This is a genomic window from Streptomyces sp. Y20 (assembly GCF_043195475.1).
In the GTDB taxonomy this organism is placed as follows: domain Bacteria; phylum Actinomycetota; class Actinomycetes; order Streptomycetales; family Streptomycetaceae; genus Streptomyces.
In genome coordinates, this window is record NZ_JBIDDP010000018.1 from 96,181 (window position 1) to 108,063 (window position 11,883).

Annotated in this window: 7 protein-coding genes; 3 read left to right on the forward strand and 4 right to left on the reverse strand. The window is 72.4% G+C overall.

All coding sequences use genetic code 11. The features are described from left to right. Positions 1–35: 35 nt before the first annotated feature. Entirely contained in the window at positions 36–1,676 is a 1,641-nt protein-coding gene (locus ACGFT1_RS32805) for an ABC-F family ATP-binding cassette domain-containing protein (RefSeq protein ID WP_373912624.1), read from the reverse strand. A gap of 167 nt (positions 1,677–1,843) precedes the next feature. Here ACGFT1_RS32805 and ACGFT1_RS32810 point away from each other — a divergent pair, with 167 nt between their 5' ends. Beyond that, on the forward strand, positions 1,844–2,758 hold the full coding sequence (locus ACGFT1_RS32810; protein WP_373912653.1) for an FAD-dependent oxidoreductase: 915 nt from the start codon (positions 1,844–1,846) through the stop codon (positions 2,756–2,758). A gap of 623 nt (positions 2,759–3,381) precedes the next feature. Here the strand turns inward: ACGFT1_RS32810 and ACGFT1_RS32815 are convergent. Continuing rightward, a complete protein-coding gene (locus ACGFT1_RS32815) occupies positions 3,382–5,331 on the reverse strand; it encodes a Xaa-Pro dipeptidyl-peptidase (protein ID WP_373912625.1) in 1,950 nt (649 codons plus the stop codon). Positions 5,332–5,508: 177 nt separating this feature from the next. Here ACGFT1_RS32815 and ACGFT1_RS32820 point away from each other — a divergent pair, with 177 nt between their 5' ends. Beyond that, a complete protein-coding gene (locus ACGFT1_RS32820) occupies positions 5,509–6,996 on the forward strand; it encodes a M1 family metallopeptidase (protein ID WP_373912626.1) in 1,488 nt (495 codons plus the stop codon). 107 nt (positions 6,997–7,103) lie between these two features. On the opposite strand, the gene ACGFT1_RS32825 is transcribed toward ACGFT1_RS32820, so the two are convergent. Then, on the reverse strand, positions 7,104–8,579 hold the full coding sequence (locus tag ACGFT1_RS32825; RefSeq protein ID WP_373912627.1) for an amino acid permease: 1,476 nt from the start codon (positions 8,577–8,579) through the stop codon (positions 7,104–7,106). A 253-nt stretch (positions 8,580–8,832) separates the two neighbouring features. Between ACGFT1_RS32825 and ACGFT1_RS32830 the strand changes: the two genes are divergently transcribed. Next, a complete protein-coding gene (locus tag ACGFT1_RS32830; protein WP_373912628.1) occupies positions 8,833–9,627 on the forward strand; it encodes a MerR family transcriptional regulator in 795 nt (264 codons plus the stop codon). 69 nt (positions 9,628–9,696) lie between these two features. Here the strand turns inward: ACGFT1_RS32830 and ACGFT1_RS32835 are convergent, their stop codons facing one another. Further along, positions 9,697–11,874, reverse strand: a complete 2,178-nt coding sequence (locus ACGFT1_RS32835) for a 3-hydroxyacyl-CoA dehydrogenase NAD-binding domain-containing protein (protein WP_373912629.1) — start codon at positions 11,872–11,874, stop codon at positions 9,697–9,699. Between the last annotated feature and the right edge of the window lie 9 nt (positions 11,875–11,883).

The following is an 11,883-nucleotide window of genomic DNA, read 5'->3' on the forward strand; positions in this document are numbered from 1 at the left end:
CCGGCCGCTGGAGGTGACGACCGCCCCCGGCGGGGTCAGAGCTCGGTCACCTTGCCGGCCGTCACCTCGAGGCGTCGGGTCACCCGGACCGCGTCCAGCATGCGCCGGTCGTGGGTGACCAGCAGCAGGGTGCCCTCGTAGGCGTCGAGGGCCGACTCCAGCTGCTCGATGGCCGGCAGGTCCAGGTGGTTCGTCGGCTCGTCCAGGACCAGGAGGTTGACGCCCCGGCCCTGAAGCAGGGCGAGGGCGGAGCGGGTGCGTTCGCCCGGGGAGAGGGTCGCCGCCGGGCGCAGGACGTGGCCGGACTTCAGGCCGAACTTGGCGAGCAGCGTGCGGACCTCCGCCGGTTCCGTGTCGGGCACGGCCGCGCAGAAGGCGTCGAGCAGGGACTCGGGCCCGTGGAACAGCTTGCGGGCCTGGTCGACCTCGCCGACCAGGACACCGGAGCCCATGGCCGCATGCCCCGCGTCGAGCGGGACCCGGCCCAGCAGCGCACCGAGCAGCGTGGACTTGCCCGCGCCGTTGGCTCCCGTGACCGCGACCCGGTCGGCCCAGTCGATCTGCAAGGACACCGGGCCGAAGGAGAAGCCGCCGCGGCGCACCTCGGCGTCGCGCAGCGTCGCCACGACCGCGCCGGAACGCGGCGCGGACGCGATCTCCATGCGCAGGTCCCACTCCTTGCGCGGCTCCTCGACCACTTCCAGGCGCTCGATCATGCGCTGGGTCTGGCGGGCCTTGGCGGCCTGCTTCTCGCTGGCCTCGCTGCGGAACTTGCGGCCGATCTTGTCGTTGTCGTTGCCGGCCTTCCGCCTGGCGTTCTTGACGCCCTTGTCCATCCAGGACCGCTGCGTCTGGGCGCGGTCCTGGAGGCCGGCCTTCTTGTCGGCGTACTCCTCGTACTCGTCGCGGGCGTGCCGGCGGGCCACGTCCCGCTCCTCCAGGTAGGCCTCGTAACCGCCGCCGTAGAGGTTGATCTGCCGCTGCGCGAGGTCCAGTTCGAGGACCTTGGTGACCGTGCGGGTGAGGAACTCGCGGTCGTGGCTGACGACGACCGTGCCCGCGCGCAGGCCGGTGACGAACCGTTCCAGACGCTCCAGGCCGTCCAGGTCAAGGTCGTTGGTGGGCTCGTCCAGGAGGAAGACGTCGTACCGCGACAGCAGGAGGGACGCGAGGCCGGCACGGGCCGCCTGACCGCCGGAGAGCGAGGCCGTCGGCTGGTCCAGGTCCACGGCCAGGCCGAGGGAGGAGGCGACCTCCTCGGCGCGTTCGTCCAGGTCGGCGCCGCCGAGACCGAGCCATCGCTCGAGGGCGGTCGCGTAGGCGTCGTCGGCGCCGGGCGCGCCGTCGACCAGCGCCTGGGTGGCCTCGTCCATGACCCGCTGGGCCTCGGCGACGCCGGTGCGGCGGGCCAGGAACTCCCGGACGCTCTCTCCCGGCCGGCGCTCCGGCTCCTGCGGGAGGTGGCCGACGGTCGCGGCCGGCGGGGACAGCCGCAGTTCGCCCTGCTCGGGCGGGGTGAGGCCGGCGAGCATCCGCAGCAGGGTCGACTTGCCCGCGCCGTTGGCGCCGACCAGCCCGATGACGTCGCCGGGCGCGACGACCAGGTCGAGCCCGGCGAACAGGGAGCGGTCGCCATGGCCGGCGGCGAGGTTCTTGGCAACGAGGGTGGCAGTCATCAGACGTCGATCCTAATGGCCGCACGTGCCTGGCCCAGCCCCGTTTCCGCCGCTCACCGGCGCGTGGGGCACGCCTGTCCGGTCCTTCGGCCGCCTTCGGCCGCGGGGTGCCGCCGGACACTCGCGGAGCCTATCGTCCTGCCGTGGACAGCGAGCCGAGTGACGAAGTGATCGTGGTCGGAGGCGGGATCGCCGGACTGACGACGGCCGTGCTGCTGGCCGGGTCCGGACGGGCGGTGCGGGTGTGGACGCGGGAGCCGGCCGAGCGGACGACCTCCGCGGTGGCGGGCGGCCTGTGGTGGCCGTACCGCATCGAACCGGAGCCGCTGGTCGGCGCCTGGGCGCTGCACTCCCTGACGGTGTACGAGGAGTTGGCCGCGCGGCCCGGGGAGACGGGCGTGCGCCTGGTGGAGGGCGTGCACCACGGGGCACGGCTGGAGGAGCTGGGCGCGTGGGCGGCCCGGGTGCCGGGGCTGCGGGCGGTGGCCGGGGGGCTGGCGGCGCGGCTGCCGGTCATCGACATGCCGGTGCACCTGGCGTGGCTGCGGGAGCGGCTGGTGCGGGCGGGAGGGGTGGTGGAGGAGCGGGCGGTGACCGACCTGACGGCGGTGCCCGCCGCCGTGGTCGTCAACTGCGCCGGTCTGGGCGCCCGTTCGCTGGTGCCGGATGCCGCGGTGCGTCCCGTGCGCGGGCAGCTGGTGGTGGTGGAGAACCCGGGCGTCACGACCTGGTTCACCTCCGTCGACCACTCCTCGGCCGCCTCCGCCTACTTCATCCCGCAGCCGGGCGGGCTGCTCCTCGGCGGTACGGCGGAGGAGGACGACTGGTCCCTGGAGCCGGACCCGGACACCGCCGCGGCGATCGTCGCCCGCTGCGCGGCGGTACGGCCGGAGATCGCCGGGGCCCGGGTGCTCGCCCACCGGGTGGGACTGCGCCCGGCCCGCGAGGCGGTACGGCTGGAACGCCGGCCCCTGCCGGACGGCCGCACGGTGGTGCACAACTACGGACACGGCGGCGCCGGCATCACGGTGGCGTGGGGCTGCGCCCGGGAGGCGGCCGCGCTGGCACACCCCACGGCATGAAACACGCCCCACGACGGACTCCCTGCCTCCGGAGACGCAGGGCACCACCACGAGCGGGGTCCCGGCCGGGGTGGAGTGGGTGACTCCGGCTTGGCGTGCGGTTTCCGGTCGGGATGGGCGTGCGTCTCCCGTCGGGCGCGCGGCTCACGGCCGAGGCGGGCAGGCGACTCCCGTCGGCTGTGCGCGTCCCGGCCCAGGCGGGCAGGCGACTGCCATCGGCTGTGCGCGTCGCGACCGGGCGGGCAGGCGACTCGGGTCTGACGACGGGGTCGCCGACCGGAGTGGGCGAGTGGCTCACGCCTGCTGCACGGGGCCCGGCCGAGGCAGGGCGGTGACTCGGCTCTGATGCACCGGGCCCGGCCGAAGCGGGCGGGTGACTCGGCTCCGTTGCGCGAGCCCCAGCTGCGTGCGCGAGCGGTTCGCGCCCGGTGCACGGGCCCCCAACCGGAGTGGGCGAGCGGATCAGACCTGATGAACGGGGCGCAGCCGCGTGAGCGGGGCGTACGTCGCCGTACGCGGCGGGCACGGGCGCCTGCGAGTGCCGGGGCCCGGTGCTGGGAGTAGACGGACCCGGCCGCCTGTCGTGGCGGCAGGCGGCCGGGGTGGTGCGAGGGGGCGGGTCGTCAGGCCGCCGGGAGGTGCCGGACGGCCCGGGGCGCGTGGACACCGGACAGCGTCCGTGGCGCGGGCTCCGGGGCGCTGCCCGACGTGGCGCGGGCGAACGCCGCCGCGCCGCCGACCAGCGGGAGCCGCGCGCTCGTACCGGACAGGTCCAGCGTGAGCGTCGGGCCGGCCGCCGGGGGCGGGTCGATGAGGTCGCGGTCCGTGCCGGCGACGATCAGCGCCAGCCGGTGCCCGGCGGGGACGACGTGGTCGGTGGCGGCGAGGTCGAGGGTCATCGTGTACGGCTTGCCGGGAGTGAGCGGGACGCCCTTGTCCAGGGAGGCGTGATGGCCGAGGTCGGCCCAGCCGCGGCTGAACACCGTGTAGTCGACGGCGGCCGTCCTGGCCCTGGTCTCCTTGAAGCAGGCGCTGTCCCCGGCCGTGCTCGCGCCCCAGCAGGTGCGGTCGGTGAGGGTGGTGATGCCTTCGGCGCTGTCGGCGTAGTCGCGGATGGTGTCCGGGCCGAGGTCGACCAGGACGGCGGACAGGTGGGCGGAGGTGGTGGTCGGGGTCGCGGTGACCGTCACCCGGGAGGAGCCGGACAGGCGCAGGTCGCGGGTGAGCGGTGCCGTGAGGAACCCGGCCTTCTCGGGGGTGGGCGTGGTCAGGTGCGCGGCCCAGTCGGTCTCGCTCAGCCTCGGGTCGTCGGTGAAGGTCTCGGTGCCGGTGGCCGGGGGCCGCCCGAGCGTGCCGACGCCGGCCCGGGTGCCGGGGGCCGGGTGCAGGACGGTGGCGCGGGTGCCGCGCGGGGGCCAGGCCGCCGAGGTGACCCACTGGTCGGGGTGGCGTTCGACGTCGGCCACGGGTTCGCGGTCGATGCCGTTGTCGTAGCCGAGGAGTTCGTGGTCGAACCAGCGGTGCAGGGTGTCGACCCAGGCGCCGCGCCGGTAGTCGAACGGGTCGACGTGACCGGTCTGCGACAGCCAGATCTTCCGCTCGACGCCGTGCTCGGCGAGGGCGTCCCACCACTGCCCGAGGTGCTTGGTGCGGACGTTGAGGTCCTGCATGCCGTGCACGAGGAACACGCTGGCGCGCACCTTGCCCGCGTCCTTGACGTAGTCCCGTTCGCTCCACAGCGGGGTCCGGTCGCCGCTGCGCGGGCTGCCGTCGGCGAGTTTCCGCTGGACGGCGGCGCAGTGGGCCTGCGCGCCGTCGCTCTCGACGTAGCCGGCCAGTTCGGCGGGGCCGCCGTCGTAGAGGGGGGCGCCCTGCGCGAAGTAGTAGTCGTACCAGGAGGAGATGGCGCTGATCGGGACGATGGTCCTCAGGCCCTTGACGCCCGTGGCGGCGACGCCGTTGGCGATGGTGCCGTCCCAGCTCTTGCCGATCATGCCGGTTCTGCCGTTGGTCCAGCCGGCCCGCACCGGGGTGCCGCCGGTGCGGCCGGTGTACGCCCGGGCGCGGCCGTTCAGCCAGTCGACGACGGCCTTCGCGGACCGGACGTCGGAGCGCCCGCCGACGTCGACGCAGCCGTCGGAGCGGTCGGTGCCGGCGAGGTCGACGCCGACGAAGGCGTAGCCGCGGGGCACGAAGTAGTTGTCGTAGAACAGCGGCATCTGTACCACGCGGCCCTGGGCGTCGTACGTCTTGCGCTGGCTCTCGTTGCCGCGTCCGCAGCAGGAGTAGTAGGGGCTGGCGTCCATGATGACCGGCACCTTGCGGCCCTGCCGGGCGGGTTCGGCGGGGCGGACGATGTCGGCGGCGACGCGGTCGGTGTGTCCGTCGCGGTCCTCGTCCAGGCCGGTGTCCACCCACACGGACTCGCGGATGGCGTCGGCGTAGGAGTAGACGGGTCTGCTCTCCCGGGGTGCGGCCTGTGCGCCGGCCGGGGCGAGGAAGACCGCCGTCAGGGCGGCGACGGCGGCGATGACGAGCGTTCTCCGGAGTGTGGAGCGCTGGCGTTTCGGCATGCGCGGACGGTACCGCCGTCAACTGCCGTGCAGAAGAGGGCTCTCCGGGAGCCGTGACGGCTGAATGGCGATCGTGTGACAGCAGGGGTCATGGACAGGTCAGGGGCCACAGGGTCTGAATAGGCTGCGAACAGACTTCTCCGAACGGACTCTCCCTCCCGACGACTTGGAGCTGACGTGCACCGCAGAATCATCGCGCCGGGCACCCTGGCGGCGGCCTCCCTCCTGCTGGCGATCCCGGCATCGGCCGCGAGCTACTCCCCGGGCGCGCCGGGCATCGGCGACCCCTACTACCCGGACTACGGCAACGGCGGCTACGACGTCTCCCACTACGACCTGAGGCTCCGGTACCAGCCGGCGACGGACGAACTGGAGGGCACCGCCACCATCCAGGCGAAGACGACCCAGGACCTGTCCAGCTTCGACCTGGACTTCCTGCTGGACGTCGGCGAGGTGCGGGTCAACGGCACGAAGGCGGCCTTCACCACCTCCGGCCAGCACGAGCTCGTCGTCACCCCGAAGACTCCGCTGGCGAAGGGCACGCCGGTCACGGTCGTCGTCCGCTACCGAGGCGTGCCGTCCACGAAGAGCGCCTACGGGTTCACCGCGTGGCACCGCACCCCGGACGGCGGGGTGGCCGCCGACGAGCCCGAGGCCGCCTGGTGGTGGTTCCCCAGCAACGACCACCCGAGCGACAAGGCCACCTACGACGTGTCGGTGGCCGTGCCGGACGGCACCCAGGCCATCTCCAACGGCACCCTCCAGTCGACCGCGTCGAAGCTGGGCTGGACCCGCTACAACTGGCGGCAGAACAAGCCCCAGGCGACCTACCTGGCCACCCTGGCGCTCGGCGGGTTCGACATCACCACCGGCACCTCCGACGGCGGAGTGCCCGTGATCAACGCCTACAGCAAGGACCTCGGCGACAACGACGGGGCCGCGCGGGCCAGCGTGGAGCGCACCGGGGAACTCGTCGACTGGCTGAGCGGCTACTTCGGGCCGTATCCCTTCAGCTCGGCGGGCGGCTACGTGCCGAACACCACCACCGGGTACGCGCTGGAGACGCAGGGCCGCGTCTACTACAGCCCGAAGCAGTTCGCGAACGGCTCCAACACCTCCGTGGTCGTGCACGAGCTGGCCCACCAGTGGTACGGCGACGACGTCTCGGTGAAGGGCTGGAAGGACATCTGGCTCAACGAGGGCTTCGCCCGGTACGCGCAGTGGCTGTGGTCCGACGCGGAGGGCGAGGGCACCACGCGGGAACTCGCCGACTACGTGTACGCCTCGCACCCGGCCGACGACCCGTTCTGGACGGTCAAGCCCGGCGACCCGGGCCCCGACGAACAGTTCGGCGCCGCCGTCTACGACCGGGGTGCCCTCGCCATCCAGCGGCTGCGCGAGACCATCGGTGACGACGCGTTCTTCGCGATCCTCAAGGGCTGGCCGAAGACGCACGCGTACGGCAACGCCTCGGTGGCCGACTTCCAGAAGTACGCCGAGCAGGTGTCCGGCAAGCCCCTGTCCGCGCTGTTCGACACGTGGCTGTTCCAGCCGTCGAAGCCGGCCGCGACGACGGCCCGCGCGCTGGCGGGGACGGGTGGGCCGGTGGCGCAGCCGAAGTCGTGGAAGAAGATCGAGGCGACGAACGACGTGCACGGGCGCTGACCCGCGCGGCCGGGAGGTAGGCGGCGGCGAAGACGCGCGCCCGCGCCGTGGGTGTCACCACCGGCGCGGGCGGGGCCGCCGCCGCTGTCCGGGCGGGCGCCGCAGAGCTACTTCGCGGCCGGGGCGTCCGTCGTGTCCTGGCCGGTGTTCCGGGCCACCCGGCGGCGGACGCCGAACCAGCCGGCGACCAGCATCACGGCGATCACCGGAATGAGGAGGAGGGTCTTGCGGCCGACCTCGGCGTCGTTCCACATCAGGCCGAGGCAGACCATGAGGAAGGCGATGGTGGCGATCTCGGTGACCGGAGTGAACTTCAGCTGGAAGTGCGGACGGGTCACCAGCCCCGCGCGGGCGCGGCGGACGAAGACCACGTGACAGACCATGATGATCACCCAGGTGCTGATGATGCCGAGGGAGGCGACGTTCAGCACGATCTCGAAGGCCTGGTCGGGCAGGCGGTAGTTCAGGGCGACGCCGAGGACGCAGACCGCGCAGGTCAGCAGAATGCCGCCATAGGGGACCTGGCTGCGGTTCATGCGGGCGGTGAACTTCGGGGCGGAGCCGGCCGTGGCCATGGAGCGCAGGATGCGGCCGGTGGAGTACAGCCCGGAGTTGAGCGAGGACATGGCGGCGGTCAGCACCACCAGGTTCATGACGTCACCGGCCGCCGGGATGCCGATCTTGGACAGCACGGTCACGAACGGGCTCTGGTCGGCGGAGTACACCGAGCCGGGCAGCAGCAGCGCGAGCAGGACGACCGAGCCGACGTAGAACAGGCCCACGCGCCACATGATCGAGTTCACCGCGCGCGGGACGATCTTCTCCGGCTCGGCGGTCTCGCCGGCGGCGACGCCGACCAGTTCCAGGGCGGCGTAGGCGAAGATCACGCCCTGCATGACGAGGACGACCGGCATCATGCCGTGCGGGAAGACGCCGCCGTGGTCGGCGATCACGCTGAGGCCGGGCTTGGTGCCGTCCACGTCGTGCTGGGTGGCCAGCAGGAAGATGCCGATGAGCATGAAGCCCACGAGGGTGGCGACCTTGATGATCGCGAACCAGAACTCCATCTCACCGAAGATCTTCACCGAGATCAGGTTGACGGTGAGGACCACCGCGAGGGCGATCAGCGCCAGCACCCACTGCGGGATGGAGGTGAACATGCTCCAGTAGTGGGCGTAGAGCGCGATCGCGGTGATGTCGGCGATACCGGTGGTCGACCAGTTCAGGCAGTACATCCAGCCGGCGACGTAGGCGCCCTTCTCGCCGAGGAACTCGCGCGCGTACGACACGAAGGAACCGGACGACGGGCGGTACAGGACCAGCTCGCCGAGGGCCCGGACGACGAAGAAGGCGAAGACGCCGCAGACCAGATAGGCCAGGGCGAGCGCCGGGCCCGCGTTGTGCAGGCGTCCGCCGGCGCCCAGGAACAGACCGGTGCCGATGGCGCCACCGATGGCGATCATGTTGACGTGGCGGGCCTTGAGGTCCTTGCTGTAACCGGCGTCGCCCGCGTCCGCGGGCGTCCGGGCCACCTCTGGACGGTCGGCGGCCTGAGCTATGTCCACGGCGTCCTTGCTGCTCACGGGTGGTTCCACTTCCTGGTGCGCCCGGACCTCGTGGGCCGGGGTTCGTGCAGGTCCTGGCCCGCACCACCCTGGTGTGTCGCGGCACAGACCAAGACAGCAGCTTCCCAGAGAGTTCCGCCGACACGCGGTGGCCCACGTCACACAGCGGCCTTTCTCACAGGCCCGAAGGGCGGGAAAGCAGACGTCACGGGACGTTTCACTGCGGCGCGTGAGGTGTTACAGCGTTGGTGGGACAGCGATACTGCTGCACATGACGACCGAGACCACGGAGCAGACGGATCCGGGCGGGCCCACGCTGACGATCGACGAGCTGGCCGCCCGGGCGGGGGTCACCGTCCGTACCGTCCGCTTCTACGGCACCAGAGGGCTGCTGCCTCCTCCGGCGCTCGGTCCACGCCGGGTCGGGCACTACGGACCGGAACACCTGGCGCGTCTCGCCCTGATCGACGAGCTGCAGCGGCAGGGCATGACGCTGTCGGCGATCGAACGGCATCTGCGCCGGCTGCCGCCGGACCTGAGCGCGCAGGACCTCGCCGTCCACCGTGCGGTGGTGGCCTCCTGGGCGCCGGAGACGGTGGAGACGGTGACACGGGAGGAACTGAGCCGGCTCGCGGGACGGGAGCTGAGCGACGCGGACGTGGCCCGTCTTGCCGCCCTTGACGTGGTCACGCCCGAGCACGGTGGCCACCGGGTCGACACGGGTCTCCTGCGGCTGGGCGTCGAGCTGCTCGACGTACCGCTGTCCCAGGACGTGGTCCTCGCGGCCCGGGAGGTGCTGCTGGAACACTCGCGCGCGGCGGCGCAGGAGCTCTCCCGGCTGCTGCGCGAGGCGGTGTCCGAGCTGGCCGCGGACGATGTGAAGTCGCTGACGGCCCACATGCACCCGCTGGTGGTGCAGGCGCTGCTCACCACGTTCCAGCGCTCCCTGCGGCAGGAGCTGCGCGGCTGGCTGAGCGACCCCCGCGAGAACGCCGAGAACGGCGAGGCCGGTGAGGACGGGCAAGACAGACAGGACGGACAGGACGGCGGGAGCGGGCGGGGCTGAGGCGCGCGCCGCCCCTGCGGGCCTGCGGGTCGGCAGGCCCGCAGGCCAGTGGGTCGGCAGGCCGGCGGGTCAGCGGGCGTCGGTGAAGGTCTCCCCCCGCTCGGCCTTCGTCACGAGCAGCGCGGGCGGGGTGAACCGCTCGCCGTAGCGCTCGGCCAGCTCGCGCGCGCGGGCGACGAAGCCGGGCAGGCCTCCTTCGTAGCCGTTGATGTACTGGAGGACGCCACCGGTCCAGCCGGGGAAGCCGATGCCCAGGATCGAGCCGATGTTGGCGTCGGCGACCGAGATCAGGACGCCCTCCTCCAGGAGGCGTACGGTGTCGAGGGCCTCGGCGAAGAGCATGCGCTCCTGCATGTCCCGGAACGGGATCTCGTACCCGGCCGTGGTGAAGTGCTCGCGCAGGCCCGGCCACAGTCCGGCCCGCTCGCCCTCCTCGGTGTAGTCGTAGAACCCGGCGCCGCCGCTGCGGCCGGGGCGGCCGAACTCGTCGACCATGCGGTCGATGACCGCCTCCGCCGGGTGCGCCGCCCAGGTGCCGCCCGTCTCCTCCACGGCCCGCCGGGTCTCCTCACGGATCTTGCGCGGGAGGGTGAGGGTCAGCTCGTCCATGAGGGACAGCACCTTGGCCGGGTAGCCGGCCTGGGCGGCGGCCTGCTCGACGGAGGCGGGCTCGATCCCCTCGCCGACCATGGCGACGCCCTCGTTGATGAAGTGGCCGATCACCCGGGAGGTGAAGAAGCCGCGCGAGTCGTTGACGACGATCGGCGTCTTGTTGATCTGCCGGACCAGGTCGAAGGCGCGCGCGATGGCCTCCTCGCCGGTGCGCTCACCCTTGATGATCTCGACCAGCGGCATCTTGTCGACCGGCGAGAAGAAGTGCAGCCCGATGAAGTCGGCCTGGCGCTCCACGCCCTCGGCGAGGGTGGTGATGGGCAGCGTGGAGGTGTTGGAGCACAGCAGCGCGTCGGGGGCGACGACGGACTCGGTCTCCTGGAACACCTTGTGCTTGAGGGCGGTGTCCTCGAAGACGGCCTCGATGACCGCGTCGCAGCCCGCGAGGTCGGCCACGTCGGCGGTGGGCGTGATCCGGGCGAGCAGCGCGTCCGCCTTCTCCTGGCTGGTGCGGCCCTTGGCGACGGCCTTGGCGCACAGCTTCTCGGAGTAGCCCTTGCCCTTGACGGCCGCCTCCAGGGAGACGTCCTTCAGGAGGACGTCGATGCCCGCGCGGGCGCACGAGTACGCGATGCCGGCGCCCATCATGCCGGCGCCCAGGACGGCGACCCTGCGGACCGGGCGGGGCTCGATGCCCTGGGGGCGGCTGACGCCGGAGTTGACCGCCTGGAGGTCGAAGAAGAACGCCTGGATCATGTTCTTCGCGGTCTGCCCGGTGACCAGCTCGGTGAAGTAGCGGGTCTCGATGGTGATCGCGGTCTCGAAGTCGACCTGGGAGCCCTCGACGGCGGCGGCCATGATGTTGCGCGGGGCCGGATAGGGGGCGCCGCCCGTCTGCTTGCGCAGGCTGGCCGGGAACGCGGGCAGGTTGGCCGCGAACTTCGGGTGGGCCGGGGTGCCGCCGGGGATCTTGTGACCGGGGACGTCCCAGGGCTGGTGCGACTCGGGGTGGGCGTCGATGAAGGCGCGGGCCTTGGCGAACATCTCCTCCTCGCTCGCGGCGACCTCGTGGACGAGGCCGTTCTCCTGGGCGCGCCGGGGGGTGTACTGGGTGCCCTGGAGCAGCACTTTCAGCAGGGCGTCCGTGATGCCCATCAGCCGTACCGTGCGGGTGACGCCGCCGCCCGCGGGCAGCAGGCCGAGGGTGACCTCGGGCAGGCCGATCCGGGAGCCGGGGGCGTCCAGGGCGATGCGGTGGTGGGAGGCGAGCGCGATCTCGTAGCCGCCGCCGAGGGCCGCGCCGTTGATGGCGGCGACGACCGGCTTGCCGAGGGTCTCGATGCGGCGCAGCGCGTTCTTGATCTCGGTCGCGGTGTCGAAGACCCGCTGGGCGTCCTCGGGGCGGGCCTTGATCATGTCCTTGAGGTCGCCGCCGGCGAAGAAGGTCTTCTTGGCGGAGGTGTAGATGATGCCGCGGATGGAGTCCTTCTCTGCCTCCGCGCGCGCGGCGATCGCCGTGACGGAGGCCCGGAAGGCCTGGTTCATGGTGTTCGCGGACTGGTTCGGGTCGTCCAGGACGAGGGTGACGACACCGGTGTCGTCCTGCTCCCAGCGGATGGTGGTGCTCTCGGTCATGACAGTCGT

Coding starts and splice junctions, on each gene's coding strand:
- ACGFT1_RS32830 (WP_373912628.1), top strand. CDS start 8,833: ATGACGACCGAGACCACGGAGCAGACGGATCCGGGCGGGCCCACGCTG.
- ACGFT1_RS32815 (WP_373912625.1), bottom strand. CDS start 5,331: ATGCCGAAACGCCAGCGCTCCACACTCCGGAGAACGCTCGTCATCGCC.
- ACGFT1_RS32835 (WP_373912629.1), bottom strand. CDS start 11,874: ATGACCGAGAGCACCACCATCCGCTGGGAGCAGGACGACACCGGTGTC.
- ACGFT1_RS32805 (WP_373912624.1), bottom strand. CDS start 1,676: ATGACTGCCACCCTCGTTGCCAAGAACCTCGCCGCCGGCCATGGCGAC.